General features: G+C 43.5%; 13 protein-coding genes and 1 other RNA gene. 6 read left to right on the top strand and 8 right to left on the bottom strand.

The genetic code is table 11. The features are described from left to right. Nucleotides 1-383 precede the first annotated feature (383 nt). The 3 genes from I3254_RS13235 to I3254_RS13225 all read right to left on the bottom strand — a co-directional run bounded on the left by I3254_RS13235 (nt 384) and on the right by I3254_RS13225 (nt 6,617). Nucleotides 384-1,670 (bottom strand): aspartate kinase, encoded by a 1,287-nt coding sequence (locus I3254_RS13235; RefSeq protein ID WP_057759246.1) that lies wholly within the window; start codon nt 1,668-1,670, stop codon nt 384-386. Between the two features lie 357 nt (nt 1,671-2,027). Beyond that, complete coding sequence (alaS, locus tag I3254_RS13230; protein ID WP_238053177.1) at nt 2,028-4,700, bottom strand: alanine--tRNA ligase; 2,673 nt, start codon at nt 4,698-4,700, stop codon at nt 2,028-2,030. 153 nt (nt 4,701-4,853) lie between these two features. Continuing rightward, nucleotides 4,854-6,617: a TIGR00341 family protein gene (locus I3254_RS13225; protein ID WP_238053176.1), complete on the bottom strand. Its 1,764-nt coding sequence runs from the start codon at nt 6,615-6,617 to the stop codon at nt 4,854-4,856. A 276-nt stretch (nt 6,618-6,893) separates the two neighbouring features. On the opposite strand from I3254_RS13225, the gene I3254_RS13220 reads away from it, so the two are divergent. Continuing rightward, nucleotides 6,894-7,106: a hypothetical protein gene (locus tag I3254_RS13220; RefSeq protein ID WP_238053175.1), complete on the top strand. Its 213-nt coding sequence runs from the start codon at nt 6,894-6,896 to the stop codon at nt 7,104-7,106. Between the two features lie 152 nt (nt 7,107-7,258). Here I3254_RS13220 and I3254_RS13215 read toward each other — a convergent pair whose 3' ends face one another. Next, entirely contained in the window at nt 7,259-8,662 is a 1,404-nt protein-coding gene (locus I3254_RS13215) for a L,D-transpeptidase family protein (RefSeq protein ID WP_201580028.1), read from the bottom strand. A 340-nt stretch (nt 8,663-9,002) separates the two neighbouring features. On the opposite strand from I3254_RS13215, the gene prmB reads away from it, so the two are divergent. Together prmB and aroC are read left to right on the top strand one after the other, a co-directional pair. Then, on the top strand, nt 9,003-10,175 hold the full coding sequence (prmB, locus tag I3254_RS13210) for a 50S ribosomal protein L3 N(5)-glutamine methyltransferase (protein ID WP_238053174.1): 1,173 nt from the start codon (nt 9,003-9,005) through the stop codon (nt 10,173-10,175). Between the two features lie 145 nt (nt 10,176-10,320). Further along, complete coding sequence (aroC, locus tag I3254_RS13205; protein ID WP_101206116.1) at nt 10,321-11,424, top strand: chorismate synthase; 1,104 nt, start codon at nt 10,321-10,323, stop codon at nt 11,422-11,424. A gap of 134 nt (nt 11,425-11,558) precedes the next feature. Here aroC and I3254_RS13200 read toward each other — a convergent pair whose 3' ends face one another. The 4 genes from I3254_RS13200 to I3254_RS13185 all read right to left on the bottom strand — a co-directional run bounded on the left by I3254_RS13200 (nt 11,559) and on the right by I3254_RS13185 (nt 16,151). After that, nucleotides 11,559-11,759: a hypothetical protein gene (locus tag I3254_RS13200; protein ID WP_238053173.1), complete on the bottom strand. Its 201-nt coding sequence runs from the start codon at nt 11,757-11,759 to the stop codon at nt 11,559-11,561. Nucleotides 11,760-11,994: 235 nt separating this feature from the next. Continuing rightward, nucleotides 11,995-13,764, bottom strand: coding sequence for a two-component system sensor histidine kinase CreC (gene creC / locus I3254_RS13195; RefSeq protein ID WP_238053172.1), 1,770 nt, complete (start codon nt 13,762-13,764; stop codon nt 11,995-11,997). Nucleotides 13,765-13,780: 16 nt separating this feature from the next. After that, the gene (locus I3254_RS13190) at nt 13,781-14,560 is read right to left on the bottom strand and encodes a response regulator (protein WP_238053171.1); all 780 of its coding nucleotides are present in this window, start codon (nt 14,558-14,560) and stop codon (nt 13,781-13,783) included. 232 nt (nt 14,561-14,792) lie between these two features. After that, the gene (locus tag I3254_RS13185; protein WP_238053170.1) at nt 14,793-16,151 is read right to left on the bottom strand and encodes a glycerophosphodiester phosphodiesterase family protein; all 1,359 of its coding nucleotides are present in this window, start codon (nt 16,149-16,151) and stop codon (nt 14,793-14,795) included. Nucleotides 16,152-16,580: 429 nt separating this feature from the next. Between I3254_RS13185 and I3254_RS13180 the strand changes: the two genes are divergently transcribed. The 3 genes from I3254_RS13180 to I3254_RS13170 all read left to right on the top strand — a co-directional run bounded on the left by I3254_RS13180 (nt 16,581) and on the right by I3254_RS13170 (nt 19,617). Further along, the gene (locus I3254_RS13180) at nt 16,581-17,252 is read left to right on the top strand and encodes a dienelactone hydrolase family protein (protein WP_238053169.1); all 672 of its coding nucleotides are present in this window, start codon (nt 16,581-16,583) and stop codon (nt 17,250-17,252) included. An 85-nt stretch (nt 17,253-17,337) separates the two neighbouring features. After that, nucleotides 17,338-17,696: a transfer-messenger RNA gene (gene ssrA, locus I3254_RS13175) on the top strand. Nucleotides 17,697-17,988: 292 nt separating this feature from the next. Then, on the top strand, nt 17,989-19,617 hold the full coding sequence (locus I3254_RS13170) for a long-chain-fatty-acid--CoA ligase (protein ID WP_238053168.1): 1,629 nt from the start codon (nt 17,989-17,991) through the stop codon (nt 19,615-19,617). Nucleotides 19,618-19,785 lie beyond the last annotated feature (168 nt).

Below are 19,785 nucleotides of genomic sequence, written 5' to 3'. Positions count from 1 at the left end.
TCAGATTACTTCTCAATTGCAGAACATTACCGCAGCACCAAACATGCAATATAACAATTATCACGATGCTCGATATCGTGCCAATAGCGGTAATGATAGGTAGATTCATTTAGCCCAAATGAAAGCCCCATTATAGGCGGCATAACAGATACTGTCACGGTTTTTCACAAAACTATTAGGTAAATGCTCATTTCAACTATGCTAAAAAATAAAAATAGGACCTAAAAAGATCCTATTTTATTTAAGTACTGTATTTATTTAGATATTATTAATTCAAAAGCTATTAATCTATATGCTGTTTATCTACATACTATATAAAGTTATTAATAGCGGTTAATAGATAACCATCAATCCTAATGCCATATTTTAACAGTTTTTATGTCTTATAGCCCAGCGATTTTACTTTCGCCGTCTTCACGATCTAGGCCAAATGCCGTGTGCAATGACTTAACGGCTTTTTCTAAGTGTTGATCTTGAATCAGAACCGACACTTTGATTTCGCTGGTTGAAATCATTTGGATGTTGATGTTGTTTTCAGCCAGTGTTTGGAACATAAGGCTAGCGACACCTGCGTGTGAACGCATGCCAACACCAACTAGTGACACTTTAACAACTTCACTGTTACCCAATATTTCTTTGGCACCAATTTCATCTTTCACTTCTTCGTTAAGCACTTTTAGCGTCTTATCTAAATCAGTGCGGTTAACCGTGAAAGTAAAGTCAGTGGTACCGTTATCCGAAAGGTTTTGTACAATCATATCGATTTCGATATTGGCACGACCAATTGGGCTTAAGATAGCAGATGCGATGCCAGGATGGTCAGGCACGCCGCGTACTAAGATTTTTGCTTCGTCTCTGTTGAACGCGATACCTGAGATGATTGCCTGTTCCATATTGTCTCCTTCGTCTATCGTTATTAGGGTACCAACGTTGTCTTGAAACTCTTGGTCAAAGCTACCGTCTGTGTTTTCATCAAAGCTAGAGAGTACACGCAGCGGCACACCATATTTACCAGCGAATTCTACTGAGCGAATCTGTAGAATCTTAGAGCCAAGACTGGCCATTTCAAGCATTTCTTCAAACGTAATTTTTTCAAGTTTTTTGGCTTTTGAAGTTACACGAGGGTCAGTGGTATAAACGCCATCGACATCGGTATAAATTTGACATTCGTCAGCGCCCAAGGCCGCGGCAATCGCCACACCTGTGGTATCAGAACCGCCGCGTCCTAATGTGGTCGCGTTGCCTTCTTCGTCAATACCTTGGAAACCTGCCACAATAACGATATTGCCAGCATCTAATTGCTCACGTATGTTTTTGTCATCGATACTTTCGATACGGGCTTTGTTATGGGCGTTGTCGGTCTTAATCGCTACTTGGCGACCAGTCATTGAACGGGCACCAATACCAAGCTCTTTAATCGCCATAGCGAGTAGTGAGATAGAAACCTGCTCACCTGTTGAGACCATTTGATCGTATTCGCGAGGATCAGGCTGTGTGCTAATTTGGCGAGCTAGATCAATCAAACGGTTGGTTTCGCCGCTCATGGCTGAGACCACGACAACCACTTGGTGACCATTGTCATGCCAGCGTTTGACTCGTTTGGCGACGTTTTTGATGCGGTCGATACTGCCCATCGAGGTGCCGCCGTATTTCTGTACTATTAACGCCATAAAAATCTACCTATTTATTCAATAATGACTTTTTATTGTCATTGATGAGAGTCAATGTGATGCTCGTCAATGCTTGTATAGATAAAGCCAGATGATAAGAGTTATGCCTTTAGGTCTTTCATTCTTCTAATGGTATCTATCAACCTTATGGAATGAACAATATGCCCAAACGTTGACCTTTATACCATATCTACCGCATAACTTTAAGCCTCAGGAGCGCTTAGATGTATGGCGATTGGTTATAGTAGTTATAACCAATCACGTATTCTATGTGTAATAGAGTAAAGCTATGCGATAAATATAAAGTACATTGTGACGCGCTATACCAATATATTCACGAGTTTAGTATTCGCTAGCTTAGCTTAGCTGGGTTTCAATCCAAGCAGGTAGAGCGCTGATAACCGCTGTACTGTTGCCAGACTTCGGTGCGCCGCCTTGTGCGTAGTCAGGCTTACCGCCACCTTTACCACCAAGCTCACCTGCCAAATGACGAATAATATCACCAGCTTTCACTTTGGCAGTGACAGGTTTTGCGACGCTCGCTGCGAGTGCTAACTGGTCATCTTTATCACCAATCAATACAATCACGCTATCAGGCAGTTTTGATTTGATATCGTCCATCAGCGTACGGATAGATTTACCATCGATACCGCTTAAAGTACTGATAAGAACTGGCGTACCTGCGATCGTTTGTACATCATCAAGCAAATTGGCTGCTTGAGCACTGGCGATTTTTTGTTGCAAACGCTCTAGTTGTTTTTCTAGGTCACGTTGCTTATCAGCCATAGTACGGACACGCTGCGCCACTTCAGGACGTTTTACTTTTAGCTGACTTGCGAGTTCGCTCAGTTGTTGCTCGCTTTGCTGAATGTTTTTAACCGCGTTCATGCCAGTGACAGCTTCAATTCGGCGGATACCAGCCGCAATACCAGACTCGCTAGTGATTTTTAGCACACCGATATCGCCCGTATGCTGTACATGCAAGCCACCACATAGCTCGATAGAAAAAGGCTTGCGCTGACCATCGACGAAACGGTCTGTACCCATGGTCAGGACTCGAACGTCACTACCGTACTTTTCGCCAAACAGTGCCATAGCGCCTTGATTCATCGCTTCGTCAATCGACATGTGCTCGATGCGGGCAGGAGTGTTGGCTTGGATTTGCTCATTAACGAGACGTTCGACACGCATGATTTCAGCGGCGCTGACAGGTTTGTCATAAGCAAAGTCAAAGCGTAGTACTTCGCTTGAAACTAGTGAGCCTTTTTGCGTGACCGTATCGCCTAGCACTTCTCTTAGCGCTGCGTGCAATAGGTGAGTGGCTGAGTGGTTTTTGGCACTGGCTCCACGAATGCTAGACAGTACTTGCGCTTCAGCGGTTTGCTTAGTACTGATATCGCCCATGGTCACGACACCATAATGAATAATCGCCTGACCAGATTTTTTGGTATCTTGCACTTCAAAGACGCCCGATGCCGTACGGATTTCACCAAGCTCACCGACTTGACCACCACCTTCAGCATAAAATGGGGTGCGATCCAAGACCACAACGCCTTCCATGCCTTCTGTTAAGCTGTCTGCTGGGTTGCCGTCTTGATAAAGCGCGTCAATAGTCACGCCGTCTTCTTCAAGCTGCTCATAGCCGATAAATGTCGTTGGCGTTTCTACTTGGATGACACTGCTATAATCGACGTCAAACTTGCCAGCATCACGCGCACGCTCACGTTGTGCCTGCATATGCTCATCAAATTCGGCTTCATCAATAGCAATACCACGCTCACGAGTGATATCGGCGGTCAAGTCAAGTGGAAAACCATAGGTATCATAAAGCTTAAATGCCGCTTCACCAGATAGCGTATCACCATCTTGTAAGCCTTCAAGTTCGCTGGCAAGCAAACGTAAGCCTTGAGCCAGTGTTTTAGCAAACTGTGCTTCTTCTTTTTGAATGGCACTTTCGATGACGCTCTGCTTGTCTTTTAGCTCAGGATAGGCACTGCCCATTTCAGCGACGAGTGGCGCAACCATTTTATAGAAAAACTCACTATCAGCGCCAAGCTTGTTGCCATGACGTACCGCACGACGAATGACACGGCGCAATACATAGCCGCGACCTTCATTACTTGGCGTGACACCATCAGCAATCAAAAACGCTACCGCACGAATATGGTCGGCGATGACTTTTAATGATGATTGTTGCTCATTATTGATCTCTAAGATGTCAGCCGCCGCATCCATCAAATGGACAAATAAATCGATCTCGTAGTTGCCATGAACGCCTTGCATAATGGCACTAATACGCTCAAGCCCCATGCCTGTATCGACGCTAGGTGCTGGCAGTGGCAATAGCGTGCCGTCCTTTTGACGATTGAACTGCATAAATACACAGTTCCAAATCTCAATATAGCGATCGCCGTCTTCTTCTGGGGTACCTGGCAAACCGCCTTCGATATCGGCGCCATGGTCATAAAAGACTTCGGTACAAGGACCACAAGGACCCGTGTCACCCATTGTCCAAAAGTTATCAGAAGCGTAGGGAGCACCTTTATTATCACCAATACGAATGATGCGCTCACTCGGGATGCCGATGTTTTTATTCCAAATCTCAAAAGCTTCGTCATCAGTCTCATAGATAGTGACATAGAGACGATTTTTATCAATCGCTAACCACTGATCTGAGGTTAAAAACTCCCAGATATATTCGATACCTGCTTGCTTGAAATAATCACCAAATGAGAAGTTGCCAAGCATTTCAAAGAAAGTATGGTGACGGGCGGTATAGCCGACATTATCCAAATCATTGTGTTTGCCGCCAGCACGTACGCACTTTTGAGAGGTTACCGCACGTGTATAGTCACGTGGTTCCATACCCAAAAAGGTTTCTTTAAACTGATTCATACCGGCATTGGTAAATAGCAATGTCGGATCATTGTGTGGAATCAAGCTAGACGATGAAACTTGGGTGTGCTGCTTGCTTATGAAAAAATCGATAAAGGCTTGGCGAATATCGGCTGAGCGAAATGGCTGGCTCACAGCGGCTCCTTACTGACGGATAGAATTGAGTAAATGACATAAAATAATTTTGCAAGCGATTTTAGCACAAACGCCCAAGCTCTTGGTACAAGAGTTATAACTACTAGGTTATTATACGTGTGCTAGTCATCGCCTAATTTATAGAGTAGCAGACTAGTTGGTTAAAATTGCCGCATCCGTTTCATCTAATTTGTCTTGCGTCGTTGGATTAGACTCGATTACTTGCACAGGCAGATAACGTAGTTGGAGCTTGATTGGCAAGTACTCTGGGAAATTCTCTGCCATATCATTAGTAATGAGCGTTTCAATCTGGCGAACATCGTGTGAGCTTGGTAAAGTCTCTCCACGCACAATCGCCCGCACCACTTGGTTTTCTTCTGAGGTATCAAATTGCGTATTGGTCAATACATTACCTTGATCGATAAAGTAGTTGTTGATGGCTTCTTTGACACTACTCTCGAATACTTGCTGCTTAGCATTGGTCTGTAGGTTGATGGTTAAGTAGGCACCTAAGCCGCCAAGTAGTAATAAAGTCACCGCGTTACGCTGCAAAAAAGTCAGATAGGTATTGGACTTGTAATCGTCATCGACCAAACGACGGAAGCCTAAGACCCACAATACAAGCGCGTTGGTAAACTGGATAGCAAGAATGTTGGTCGCTGCCAATAATAGCGCACCAAGCCCAAGCTGCATCTCGCCATTAGCGAGCAAGATACCACTAGCAGCCAGTGGTGGCACCAAGGCTGTGGCAACCGCAACGCCAACAACAGCAACCGAGAGATGCGGAGATACCATCGCATAAGCACCAGCCGTACCACCTGCTAAGGCAATCATTAAATCCATAGAGGTGGGCTGGGTGCGTGATAGGATTTCTGCGGTTAGCGGTTGGTCTTTATGTAGCCAACCAACGATAAAGCCGACCAATACCACCAGCGAGACACCGATAATGACGGTAAAAAGCGACTTACGTAGCAATGGCATACGGTGATCGATAATTGCTAGTGCTATACCCGTGATAGGGCCTAGCATCATCGCAACTAACATTGCTCCGATGACCACGGCTGCTGAATTGGTCACTAGCCCATAACTGGCAATGATGGCAGATAAGATGTTCATGATGAAATACATCTTGCTAGGCAGCGCGTTCGCCTCAATCCTAACCCGTACTTCTGGGTAATCTACCTTTTGATTGCTGAATTGCTCGGCGACAAACTGCTTATAAGACTCAAGTTTGGCTTCTTTTTCCTCTTGAACCTCATCTTCGTCACTTTCATCTTGAGACTTTTGAGCGTCGCTGTCTTCTACATCGGTGTCTTTACTTTGACTTTTATCTTCTGAATTATTCTCTTGATGGTCATCATCGCGACTAGATTCATTTTTTGTTTTTTGTTGATTGGCTGTTTTGTTATCTGATGACTGTGCTGCGATGTTTGTGTCATCAGCAGAGTCATCAGCAGAGTCATCAGCAGGGTCGTCTTCTGCTTCTACCGTTACTTCAGCACCACTATCATCTTGAGCACTTTTTTCTGTTGTTTCTGCCGTATCCGACTGGAAGAAATCGGACTTTTCTTTCGCTTCTATAGACTCTGATTCTGCAACCTCTGACGCTTCAGTATTTGATTGTGACTCAGGTTCTGTCGATTCCAATGTTGCCACGACCACATCGTCACTGATGGTTTCCATCGTTATCTCGGCGTCAGGTGGCTGCGCACATTCAGTGTCTACTTCGGAGTCTGTTTTGCTATCTGTATCAGTCGATTGCTTGTGTTGATTGTCTTCGCTTTCATCATTGTCTACAGCGGCATCATCAACTACTGGGTCAATTGTCGCGTCTTGATTGTGAGAGGCGTCAGTAGCGATTGATGAATCGTTTTGATCCATTGAGTTAGGCGCAGTGTTTTTTTCAGATGAGGACATAGCAGATAGTGTTCTTAGTAGATAAAGAAAGTCATTATTGTAATGATAAATAGATAAAGATATAGGAGATTCTTGAAAGTTGTAAAAAAGAGTTGAGAGAAGGTGGGGGTAAGAACTGGTATTTCTTATGATTAAGTCTAAAACCTTAATATTAGCATGGTTTTTATTCTAAAGTCATTCAATATAGATGCTACAAGGGTTCACGATAAATACTTACTTTTTTTGTGGAATTAAGGTTAAATATATTATATCCACAATAAAGATAAGGAATAACTTATGAATTGGCCATTATTTTCTGTCATCTACTCAATGGCAGCTACTGTGACTATCGGACTTTTTATGATCGGAGCTCTCATTACAGGGTTCAATGAGATATTTCATATTCAAATAGCAGTTGGATTGGGCGTTCTAGCTTCGATACCTGCAGGATTATTCTTTACCAAAAAAATTGGCAGTATTACTGGGAATGAGGAAGGCTATAAGACATAAAGGCGAACAGTAAAACATAAAGACAAGCAGTGTTATCGATGTAAAGTGGAACCACCTATCAACAAACAAAAAAAGACCTCAATATTGAGGTCTTTTTTATCGTTAGAATTATTTGCTAACTAGCATCGAAGCTAGATTTAATACAGTTCTATTTATTGAAGTTCGACAACTGCGCCATTTTCGATATTGGCATATACTTCTAACACATCCCAGTTGGTCAAACGAACACAACCTGCTGAGCCCTGACGACTGATACCTTCAGGTACTGGTGAGCCATGTAAACCGTAAGATGGCTTAGATAATCCCATCCAAACGACACCGACTGGGTTGTTTGGTCCTGGTGCTATCATATGAACTTTCTTTTGAGCGCCTTCACCAACGGTTGATTTATACCAAGGCATTTTTACTTTATTGATAATTTTGAACGTGCCTTTTGGAGACGGTGTGGCATCGCTACCAACGGTCGTCGGATAAGTAGCAACCAATTTGTCACCATTATAGGCATACAGCGTTTTGTCGGCTTTGTTGGCGACAACGCGATTGATACGTTGGTTCAGCTTGTCGCGAGTATTTAGTACTGTGATAGTCTCGCCAACAGCATACTTTTTGTTTTTGTTAAGTTTGTCTAAGTAACGTACATCCATATGGAAACGTTCACCTAGCATCTCTTTGATATCTTGATAATAAAGACCTTTCATTTTTGACTTCGCTTCTGAACCAGAAGGCGTGGTCGCAAAATTGGTATTGATATCGTCTGCGGTCAACGTATAAGTGACCAGTACAGGTTTGTTTGCAGGGATATTTTTAACCAAGGCATCCCAAGTTTTTTGATCCATTTTACCAGTCGCTGGCAAGCCTTTCATCGTTTGGAAGTTAACAAGGGCTTTTTTGCTGTTCATACCCCAACCACCATCGATAGGGCCAGGAGAAGCATGGTTCCAATCAAGCAGCGCCTGCATTTTAATGGTCATCGCTGAGTTGACTTTCATATTAGGTGACCAGACAGCGCCGTTCACTTGCTTGGCATAGTTCGACAAGTTCAGCGTTGTGTGCTTCTTACCATCTTTGTCTTCGATATTTTTGATGGTTGGGTCATCACTGAAGTCTTGACGCTTCTCACTCTCTGGTAACTCAAAAGCGAGTGGATCAGACGAGTCGATAGATGATAGGTCGCTAGGCGCAGCGACGGCTTGACCTTCACTAATGTCATCATTGCGGTCAGCTTGCTCATCTTTACGCGTTAGTTCTGCTGCACTCATATTATCAGCAACTGGGGCTGGCACGTTTTGGTTGGCTTCTTGCTTATTATTGATAAGCTGGTTCATGCTGTCGACTGGTTTCGCTTTCTCTGTATTTAACTGTACAGTAGCAGCGCCATCTGAGCGACTACGGTTCTCTTGCACATTAAGGCTAACCTTTTTGGCAAGACCTGGCATAGCGTCAGCCGTGCGTACTGGCAATGTGCGAGTACTATCGGCAGGTGCAGCAAGTGCGGCTACACTAGCACTTACAGCTGCGATAGATATGGCAGTAATAATTGGCTTTATTTTCATCATATTGAGTCACTTGTGGTTGCTACTAATGCGGCTATTATGCGCATAATTTGATTGCATCGCAAACTTTTGACACATCTTTTTGCATTTAAGACTTGCCAAACGTCAACTGCTGACGTATTCGCTACAGTTGGGTAATAATTTAACCAAGGTGTGTATGGCGTCGTGCTCGATTCTTACGCAAACTGTTCATTATTCGCACTATTTTTTGTGCAAGTAAAAATGACAGTTATTGGCGCTACTAGAGGTTTACGTCTATAATGTATAACTGAATTTTATTTAATATAACGATTTTTAGCAGAAAGCAATTTAACCCGCTAGCAGTTAATCCACAAGGTGCGATATGTCAGAAGACCAAACAATGAGTGCAGAAGAGTTTCAAAACCAATACTTCAATGATGAGTCTGAGGGCTTAGACGGTGAGATGGAGTATGATTTAGAGACTGGACTTCTTGGTGAGCACGATGAATTTGCTAACTTGCATGCAGAACTGAACGAAGCACGTGAGCAGCTCGTCAGTATTCGCGACTTTATTCGTTTTTCAGTCACGCAGCTGCGTAATTATGACGTCGTTGTTGCACAAGGCACGACCGATGAGTTTGCAGAAGCGTCAGCCATTGTCCTGCACTCTTTGTCTCTCGATTGGTCTGCCAATGAGCAGATTTTAGACTGTCGTCTGACTACCTCTGAGAAGCAGTTGGTACTAGGGCTGTTAGAAGAGCGTATCGCTGAGCGTAAGCCACTCAGTTATTTGATTAACTTATCGTATTTCTGCGACCTGCCTTTTTATGTTGATGAGCGTGTTCTTATCCCTCGTTCACCGATTGCAGAGTTGATTCGTCAGCAGTTCCATCCGTACTTTGAAGTTACCGAGTTGGCCAAACCACTGGGTGTCAGCCCGAATGAAAAGTCAGCGGTATTCTATGATCATGGTTTAGATGTAAAGCAGTTGTCGCAGCCTGAGCGTATCTTGGACTTGTGTACTGGCTCTGGTTGTATCGCTATCGCGCTTGCTACCCGTTTCGTTGATGCGTTGGTCGATGCCGTTGATATCGATAAAGGCGCATTAGAAGTGGCAATGGTCAACGTAGATCATCATGACCTTGGCCATCAAGTAAACGTAATCGAGTCTGATTTGTTTGCCAAGATACCTGCTGAGAACCAGTATGAGCTTATCGTCACCAATCCGCCGTACGTAGACGCTGCTATCATGGCAGATTTGCCGCCTGAATTCTTATATGAGCCTGAGCATGCACTTGCAGCTGGCCAAGATGGTTTGGATTTGGTACATCGTATCTTATTTGAAGCGCCAGATTACCTTAGCCCAGATGGGTTGCTGATCTGTGAAGTCGGCGACAGCGAATGGGCATTAAAACAAGCCTATCCTGAAATCCAATTTGATTGGTTGAAGTTTGCACATGGCGGGCATGGTGTCTTTGCGATTACCTATGATGAGCTAATCTCAAACCGTCAATTGTTTGCCTCTTATGTTCAGCTATTAGATAGCCTTCAATAGACAGATATTAGGTTAAATAGACGTCGGCTTCATGAGCCGAAACTATAAGCAACAATTACAATCACTCATTACAAGCAGTATAAGCAATAACTATGAGTGATTGGTCACATAGTCATCAGTAGCGTTTACTTGTTTAAGGACAGTTATGGCAGGCAATAGTATTGGGCAGGTTTTTACGGTCACCACTTGCGGTGAGTCGCATGGGGCAGGCCTTATGGCCATCGTTGATGGCGTACCACCAGGTTTAGCATTATCTGCAGAAGACCTGCAAGTAGATTTGGATCGTCGAAAACCAGGTACGTCTAAGTATTCAACCCAGCGCCGTGAGTCTGATGAAGTTGAGATTATCTCTGGCGTATTTGAAGGCAAAACCACAGGTACGTCTATCGGTTTATTGATTCGCAATACCAATCAAAAATCTAAAGACTATAGCGATATCAAAGATACTTTCCGTCCTGGGCACGCTGACTATACTTATAGTATGAAATATGGCTTCCGTGACTATCGTGGTGGCGGTCGTTCGTCAGCGCGTGAGACGGCTATGCGTGTAGCAGCTGGTGCTATCGCCAAGAAATACTTGCAAGAACGTCTAGGCGTACAAATTCGTGGTCACGTGACTCAGATTGGCAATGAGCATAGTAACGTCCTAGATCCGAGTCAAATTGACTGGGAGTTTGTAAACAGCAATCCGTTCTTTTGTGCAGACAAAGAAGCGATTGGCCGTTTTGAAACCTTGATTGATAACTTGCGCCGTGAAGGCACCAGTTGCGGTGCGCGCCTTGATATCATTGCCAGTGGTGTGCCAGTAGGTCTTGGTGAGCCAGTGTTTGATCGTTTAGATGCCGATATCGCTCATGCAATGATGAGTATCAATGCGGTCAAAGGCGTCGAGATTGGTGATGGGATGGCGGTGGCAGGTCAATTCGGACATAGCGCTCGTGATGAGCTGACGCCAGATGGGTTTGCAGCCAATCATGCTGGTGGTGTCTTGGGCGGTATCTCATCAGGGCAAGATATCCGTGTGAGTATTGCGCTCAAACCAACGTCTAGTATTACCACCGCTGGCAAGAGCATTAACACTCAAGGTGAAGCAGTCGATATGCTTACTAAGGGTCGTCATGATCCTTGCGTTGGTGTGCGTGCTACGCCCATTGCCGAAGCGATGTTAGCGATTGTAGTGCTTGATCATTATCTACGTCACCGTGGTCAAAACGCTGATGTGAAGCCGCCAGTACAATCGATTACTTAGTATTTTTGTTTTAACGTAATTAGCCCTTTGTTATTTCCAGTAGTTTAATACTAGAAATAATAAAGGGCTTTTTTATGGCTCGTTATAATATGAATTAGATTTAAATATAATCAACGTTTTAAGCTAGCTAAATATTAGGCTGCCAGTTGATACTCATCAATAGCTACGCACTGCTGGTGTCGAAATACCAATAATAACCGCTGACTAGGCACCGCTAGCCAGTGACCAAACTCAATACTATCGACGCCTTGACTCGTTAATGTCTGTGCACAGTAGTGACGGCTAAAGCCGATTAGGTTCTTGATAATAGGGTTATCCGTTAATTGATGTGACATAGATTTTCTACTCCTAATTTGCTTTACGAATTTGACGGTTCAACAGATCCTAGTGCTATCGTAAAACAATGAAGTAGAAATCCTGTGTAGTCATGATGGAAAGTTGATGAACTATTATATAGTCATTCCACTATAAAAGTATTACAGCGTTAACCTCGCTTGAAGTAACACATATACATCTGCACTCGGTTGCCTTGTACTACTCTTAAATTGAATCGACTATAAGTTATTATTCTCAAGCTAAGGGCAGGGTGATACTAACCATCACACCAGAACGTTGGTCTTTACCAGTATCAGTGTTATCAGGGCTAATTTTATTATCGTTGGCATGAACATTATTAATGGCTACCTGACCACCATGATGTTCAATCACTTGCTTTACTAAGGTGAGTCCAAGGCCAGTGCCCTTTTTAAGCGTATTACTATTATAGTCAGTTTGCCTCGAATCTGCCGATTCTATATATAGATCATTACTGTCTGTGCGATTCGTTGTTTGAGATGATGGTTGGCTTTGATGAGATAAGCTAAAGTAACGCTCAAATGCTTTTGCGACAGCATATTCGGGTAGCAGCTTACCATCATTGAATATATCGATAGTGACGGTTCGAGCAGTGCTATGCAAAGTGATATCAACGGTACGATTTGCAAAGTGTATCGCATTATCAAGCACATTTTGCAATACCTGTATTAACCAAAATTGGTCAGCATACACACTAGTCGCTGCCAATACTTCTACTGGCAAGTTTGCAGTATTGTTCACATTCTTATTATCAATATATATATCAATAGGGTATAGATTCTGCTGTTGCTGCTTGGCCGTATTATCTCTGATCAAACTTTGCAAAAGCGGTAATAGGGGAGTCAGTTGTCGGTTGAGCTTAAAGGTAGGCTGTTCTACTTTAGCGAGCAACAGAAGTCGGTCGATGAGCTGTTGCATTTTTACGCTTTGCTCACCAACCGTCTCAATGAGCATCTGACGATCTTCATTATCCATTTTATTGCCATCTAATCCATCGTCCTCTAATAGCTCGCTACTGGCGCGTATCGCGGTTAGAGGGCTTTTTAGCTCGTGGGTCAAAGTATGGACATAATCAGTGACATAAGCACGATTTTCGAGTCGATGCTTCATGGTCTCGATAGTATCTGTCAGGCTGTTTAATTCATGACCCAGATAGAAATAGGGCTTTTTAGTGTCTTCTGCCAATGCACTGGTATATTGAGTCACCAAGGTAATGCTCTGCTTGAGCCACCATGCCACTAGACCCGCCAGTATAAGGGCAGCGATACTTATAAGCAGTGCGGTGATAAGCATGCGGTTACGCGTATCATCTAAATAAGGCAATACGCTAGCGACAGGCTTACCGACACTGACCACACCGATGATATCTCCAGACGGATTTTTGATGGGCTGAGCCACATACATGACCGAACCATCGCGCCGCTGATAATCTCGCAGCGTGCTTCTTGCGCCGTACTGTCCCTTTAAGGTGAGATAGACATCGTTCCAGCGCCCGTAGTTCTGCCCTTCATTATTATCAGGTTTGGGTAATGAGTCATAAATGACTATGCCGCTACTATCTGTCACATATATGCGAAAGCTACTGTAGCTTTTGGTTTGATCGACAGGACTGAGCGCTTCATCCATCGCTGGCATGCCGACAAATGCAGCATCAAGTTGCGCTTGATACTCTTCATCATAGAGCTGCCCTGTAGATAACGGCACCTGTAGACTGGCCGCGAGTAATTTACTGGTGTCTAGAAGCGTGTCTTCGATGACCTGCTGCGCAGTTGGCTTGACGTAGCCAAACAATTGAGTAAACACGACCACGCCGCATATGACGAGCACTAAAGCAACGGCTAGCCAAATTCTAAAAAATATACTTAAATTGAGCAGTCGTTTACGTTTAGGAGTTTGCTGAGCAGTACCAATAGGGTGCAGTTTGGCATACCAATTGCTTTGGTCGTTATGAATAGCATTCTCAGCAGGATTGGTTTTATTATTCATAAACTAGCAGCCATTGTTAAGCTGGACATAATGCGTAACCCAGTCCACGATGCGTATGGATGACATCGACATTAGCATCTACCATAGCGAGCTGTTTACGAATTGATTTGATATGGCTGTCTATCGTGCGTGCCAAGCGGTGGTCGGGATAGTCGCTTACTGCGCTAAGCAATTGCTCACGGCTAAAGACTTGCTGCGGTGCTTGCAATAGTGTCAGCAAAATTTTGCGCTCAGTATTACTAAGTTCCAGCTTCTGTTCTTGCCACGTTAATGAATAATTGAGCGGTTGATAATGCCAAACGCCAGATTGATTTTCAAACGTTAATGCTTGTCCTGAAAGATTATTCGAGGAAGTACTATCCGTACTGTCATTTGAGTTTATGGTATGAGAGCCTGACTGCTGAATTAGCTGTTCACGTCGCCAAATGGCTTTTAAACGCGCGACCAACTCACGTGGACTAAAGGGTTTTGCGCAATAATCATCACCGCCCATCTCTAATCCCAAAATCCGATCGACCTCATCGCTACGCGCTGTCAAAAACACGATAGGCAAATCTTTTAAGGCGTCGATATCAGGTGTATGACGTATTTGTTGACATAGGCTCAAGCCATCACCGTCTGGTAGACCGACATCCATAATGATCGCCGATAGATCTTGTGCCTCATGACTATGCAGCATGGGTAACACGCTACTGGCATTATCCAACCAAGTTATTTGCCAGCCTTCGCGCTTGCAGGTAACCTTAAGCGACATCGCGATCGCAGGATCATCTTCTACCAGTAAAATATGGGTCATAGTCTCTACATCGTCTTATAGGCTTAGTAAATTATCGTAGCACAAAACAGCAGGCTGCTCTTGCTGCCACGAGTTAAATGGTGTGAAAAGTTAATGGAAAAATAAGGTATTAAGTGGACGGTTTGCGATTTGATCATTTTGATACATTTAACAAAAAGGCCAGCTCAATAAATAAGCTGGCCTTGGTAATAAAAACTAAGCGTGATTGTTTATTAATAGACTAAGCGAAAATCTATTTAAAACCTTTGCAGTTGGCATAGTAGCTCACTGTAGCGGGCCAATCTGAAAAAATACCTTGGACACCGACGTCCTGCGCTAGTACGTCAATATAATTCATCATATCACCGTCATTGTTGATAGCATCACCAAGACCGCTATAGTACCAATCGCCACCATCGGTTAATGGTCCTGAACGCTCTATCGACCAAGTAATGATTTTTAGACCATTGGCTTTGGCTTGTTTTGCGTATTCTGATGGTTGCATATTTCCCTTACCATCAGTAGTGACTAGCAACCAAAGTGCTGGAGCAATAGTATTGATACCGCGTGCTTTGATATCAGCCAATGAGTGCTTCCAAGTGGTTGCGTCATTTTTATCAAATGTTTTCGCCTTAGCGGTCTCATTGCTGTCATCGATCAGATAGACGGCATTAGCACCATAAGCTGGCTCGTTTTTGATCCAGTAATCAAGATCTTCTATATTAAATGACTGGGCAAATACATCACTTGCAGGCACGTCCGCTGCCTTATAAGTATCTATCAGCTGTTGGCGGTAATCGTCCAAACGATAGCCGTTAAACGGCATGGTCACGGCGGGAGCTTTTAACTCAGGCGTGTGCTTCATACCTAGCTTACGAGCCAATGCGATATGCTCTTTTAAGGTTAATACTTTGCCGTTTTGCGAGTACAAATCCGTTCGCCAAGGCGCGGTTGCGTTCATATATTCGCTAATATTGGTTGCTTTTTTATTGGCAGCATCCATCTTACCCGTCAAGGTTTTAAACTGAGCGGCACTGATATCTGAGGTACGGCATTCGATACTATCAGCATTGGTAAGTTTGCCTTTAGCATCTAAGGTGGGCGGTACAGTGCATTGCTTGGCGAGCGGCGTGGTTAGAATATTAGTAGTGGTGTGCAAATCGTTTTGAGCATGACGACAGACAAGCTCACCATCATTGGTAAAAGCGACATCACATTCCAAGATGCCAGCACCCATTTGTGCTGATGCCACGTAGCTATCATAAGTATGTTCAGGCAGCTGTAACGGCGCACCTCGATGCGCAATAGAGAAATCTGTCTTACTTGGCAGTTGCCCTCGGCATGCCTGTAGCTCTTCTTTTAGTGGTCCCTCATCCATATCATTTATCAAATAAAACGGACGCACTCCATAGGTATATGCGACAGGTGAGGACAATTGTGGTTGCGCTGTCGATATAGGGGTTTTTGATGTGAGCGTCGAGCGGTTATCGGTAGTGCAGCCTACTATCAACAATGAGCTGATCAGCGTTAAAGGTAAGGCGAGATTCATCTTATTAACTTTAGCCGGCGTGTGCTTACTCAGCTCAAGCGCTGATTTATTAGAAATTGTCATGTAAAATGTTCCTGCAAAATTATAAAAAATCCCATCGGACGTATGGATAGGAATTGAAAAATTAACGTTTGACTATTGGTTGTTACTTGCCAAAAGAAGCTAAGGGTTATGCATTCTTGTAAAAGCTTAGCCTTGTAAGAACTTGGTCTTGTAAGAACTTAGCATTAATGCGGATACAATTGTAGGCACATGTACTAAAGAATAGACAGCTGACAGTATTTACACTTGATAGTATTGAGCTTATCGGTCGTAAAATCATACGTGTCTTCTTATACTGTTCACATTTTTGCTATTGACCATTTAGTACCTCACTATTGACCATACTCTCAAACTAACAGATGATATTGACCATATAATGACACACACATTATTTTGGCAAAAAATATAGAAATGCTTAAGGCATATCTCACTACATTATTAAGGATAACTATGAGTAACTATTTAGACGCCGTCGTCGTTGAGCACAATCCCTCTCAAAAAAAGATAGATCGCGCGGTGATTTGGCTACACGGCTTAGGTGCTAGCGGTCATGATTTTGAGCCAGTTGTACCGCAGCTTGGGTTGGCTGATGATATGGCAGTACGTTTTATCTTCCCACATGCACCTAAACGCCCAGTCACAGTAAATGGCGGCATGGTGATGCCAGCATGGTACGACATCATAGAGATGAGTCTAGAGCGTAAAGTAGATGTGGCTCAGATTCAAGAGTCTGCTCAGCAGATACAAGATTTGATTAGTCGTGAGATAGAACGCGGCGTGTTACCAGAGCATATCGTTATCGCAGGGTTTTCGCAGGGCGGAGCAGTGGCATATCACGTGGCACTTGGCTATCCAAAACGTTTGGCTGGCTTGATGACGCTCTCTACCTACTTAGCAACCAATGACAATATTGAGTATAGTGCTGCCAATAAAGATATGCCGATTTTGATTGAGCATGGTTCTCATGATCCAGTTGTGCCTGTCATCCTAGGTGAGCAAGCCCAGCAGTTATTGTCGGCAAAGGACTATAATGTGTCTTACAATACGTATCCGATGGCACATCAAGTCTGTATGCCGCAGATTCAAAATATCGGCAAATGGTTAAACACTGTTTTAGCATAGCCCATTAAGCTGTAACGTAATGTAATGCAGGCTACTTATAGGTTGAAACCTAACCGATATCTCCTATATAATAGCCAGTCTTATTGGGGATGTTCTGGCTTCGACGCTGGTGATGAAACTCAATGATGCATGTCGAGAGTGTATGTCCTCTCGTTAATCAAACATATATTGTTATAGTCGCAAACGACGAAACTTACGCTCTAGCAGCTTAAACCCTGCTTACTTAGTTGCTGATCACCTACAGTTGGTCAACTAAGTTGAAGCGTCCGCATGTAGGCTCGCCACAAGTGATTGTCTCAATTGCTTGGGTTCAAAAGTAGAGAATCGTCCAATCCATCCTGACTGTCGGATCGGTGCGGATTAAAACTAAAGACAGAAACTAAACATGTAGATTCATGAGCGTAATGCTGGCGGACGCGGGTTCAACTCCCGCCATCTCCACCAAACATTAAAAATCCGATCACTTAGGTGGTCGGATTTTTTTTGTCTAAATTTTATGGTTAATTAAAGAAACAATGATACCAATAAACTTTTGATGAGAAAGTAAAAACTATTTATATAGAGTAATCATTAAGTTTTTGAAGTTAAGTCACAATTTTTTGTTGTCTATAGAGAACATAATATTAGCTTGTCTTAAAGAATAATTCTAATTATTCTTAGTTGAGGCCTATTCTTCGCATCAGGCGATGCAGTAGCAAGAATAAGCGGACTTTCAAATAACTACAGGGAATGTATTATGTTAGGGAAAATGATGTACCAGCCATTGCTGATCAGTGGTCTAATCGAACACGCTGCCCGTTATCATGGCGATACGGCGGTTTTGTCCAAAGAAGTCGATGGACAGATGACTCATACCAATTGGCGTACTGTCTCAGATAACTCAAAACGATTGGCCAATGCATTGGCTACACTGGGTCTTAAATCATCAGAACGCATAGCAACTTTGGCTTGGAATAATCGACGTCATTTAGAAGCTTGGTATGCCATTTCAGGCAGTGGCATGGTTTGCCATACTATCAATCCACGTTTGTTCCCTGAGCAGCTTAGCTACATTATCAATGACGCTGATGATCGTGTACTATTTTTTGATACTACTTTCCTACCGCTAATTATGGCAATCAAAGAGCATATCAAAGGTGTTGAACACTTCATTTGTCTAAGTGATCGAGATGATAGTATCGTCGAAAAACTGCCTAATGTACTGTTCTTTGATGAGCTATTAGCAGAAAACTCGACTGACTTTGACTGGCCTCAATTTGATGAAGCGACCGCCAGCTCTTTATGCTACACATCAGGAACTACCGGTAACCCTAAAGGGATTTTATATACGCATCGCTCTTCTGTGCTGCATGCGATGGCATTGTGCATGCCTGATGTCTCCGCGCTCTCTGCACAAGACGTTTTGTTACCCGTAGTACCGATGTTCCATGTCAATGCGTGGGGCACACCTTATGCAGCTGCCCTGACTGGTTGCTCTCTCATACTTCCTGGTCCAAATCTCGATGGTGACAGCCTAGTATCTCTCATTGATGATTGTCATGTTACGGTTGCTCTAGGGGTTCCAACAATTTGGCAAAGCCTATTAACCGCTGCCAAAGCCAGAGGTAGTAAGCTTGATAGCATGACGCGTACCATCGTCGGAGGAGCCGCATGCCCACCATCAGTAATCAAAACGTTCAGAGAAGACTTTAACTGCGATGCGGTGCATGGTTGGGGCATGACAGAAACTAGCCCACTTGGAACGATGAATCAAATAAAAGCCAAGCATAAATCGCTGAGTAAAGATGAGATTAATGAGTTGCGTAACTCTCAAGGTCGTCCGCCCTACGGCGTTCAGCTACGTCTCATAGATACTGATGAACCGCTACAGCAAGTTGAAGAAGATGGTATGTCTCAAGGTCGTTTACAGATCAAAGGTCATTGGATCATCAATGACTATTACACAGAAAATCCTGATGCGATAACTGAAGATGGTTGGTTCGACACAGGCGATATTGCAACCATTGATGCCGATGGATATATGAATATTCGGGATCGCTCAAAAGATTTGATCAAATCTGGTGGAGAGTGGATATCGTCAGTAGAGCTTGAAAACATCGCAGTCGCCCATCCGCAGATAAGAATGGCGGCCGCTATTGCTGCAAAGCATAAAAAATGGAGCGAGCGCCCAGTATTGATTGTGGTGAAAGAACCAGATTCAGAAATCGATGAGTCGCAAGTGCTGAGCTTTTACGAAGGTAAAATCGCCAGCTGGCAAATACCCGATAAAGTCATATTTGTAGATAATATCGTCCTAAATGGCGCTGGGAAAATGGTCAAAAAAGATCTGCGTGATGACTATGGCAATGTGTTATTAGGTAGCTGATTTGGCTGTTAAGAGCATAAATTGATAATGCTACTTGCCAAACCAAGTGTGTAATCTAGATAGGTTTTTTAAGAATAGTGGTATAGGTGAGTAGGGCGTTTGAGATGCTCATCATCTATATCGCTTGTCATGATCATTATTTCAAATGAGCACTGACAGGTTAAGGTA

Origin of the sequence: Psychrobacter sp. Ps2 (genome assembly GCF_022129405.1) — a bacterium.
Classification (GTDB): Bacteria; Pseudomonadota; Gammaproteobacteria; order Pseudomonadales; family Moraxellaceae; genus Psychrobacter.
The sequence above is the reverse complement of the archived record's forward strand: the minus strand, read 5'-3'. Positions and strand labels throughout refer to the sequence as shown.

Excerpts from the sequence above, each read along its gene's own strand:
- I3254_RS13235 (WP_057759246.1), bottom strand. The coding sequence starts at position 1,670 with ATGGCGTTAATAGTACAGAAATACGGCGGCACCTCGATGGGCAGTATC.
- I3254_RS13225 (WP_238053176.1), bottom strand. The coding sequence starts at position 6,617 with ATGTCCTCATCTGAAAAAAACACTGCGCCTAACTCAATGGATCAAAAC.
- I3254_RS13220 (WP_238053175.1), top strand. The coding sequence starts at position 6,894 with ATGAATTGGCCATTATTTTCTGTCATCTACTCAATGGCAGCTACTGTG.
- I3254_RS13215 (WP_201580028.1), bottom strand. The coding sequence starts at position 8,662 with ATGATGAAAATAAAGCCAATTATTACTGCCATATCTATCGCAGCTGTA.
- prmB (WP_238053174.1), top strand. The coding sequence starts at position 9,003 with ATGTCAGAAGACCAAACAATGAGTGCAGAAGAGTTTCAAAACCAATAC.
- aroC (WP_101206116.1), top strand. The coding sequence starts at position 10,321 with ATGGCAGGCAATAGTATTGGGCAGGTTTTTACGGTCACCACTTGCGGT.
- I3254_RS13200 (WP_238053173.1), bottom strand. The coding sequence starts at position 11,759 with ATGTCACATCAATTAACGGATAACCCTATTATCAAGAACCTAATCGGC.
- creC (WP_238053172.1), bottom strand. The coding sequence starts at position 13,764 with ATGAATAATAAAACCAATCCTGCTGAGAATGCTATTCATAACGACCAA.
- I3254_RS13190 (WP_238053171.1), bottom strand. The coding sequence starts at position 14,560 with ATGACCCATATTTTACTGGTAGAAGATGATCCTGCGATCGCGATGTCG.
- I3254_RS13185 (WP_238053170.1), bottom strand. The coding sequence starts at position 16,151 with ATGACAATTTCTAATAAATCAGCGCTTGAGCTGAGTAAGCACACGCCG.
- I3254_RS13180 (WP_238053169.1), top strand. The coding sequence starts at position 16,581 with ATGAGTAACTATTTAGACGCCGTCGTCGTTGAGCACAATCCCTCTCAA.
- I3254_RS13170 (WP_238053168.1), top strand. The coding sequence starts at position 17,989 with ATGTTAGGGAAAATGATGTACCAGCCATTGCTGATCAGTGGTCTAATC.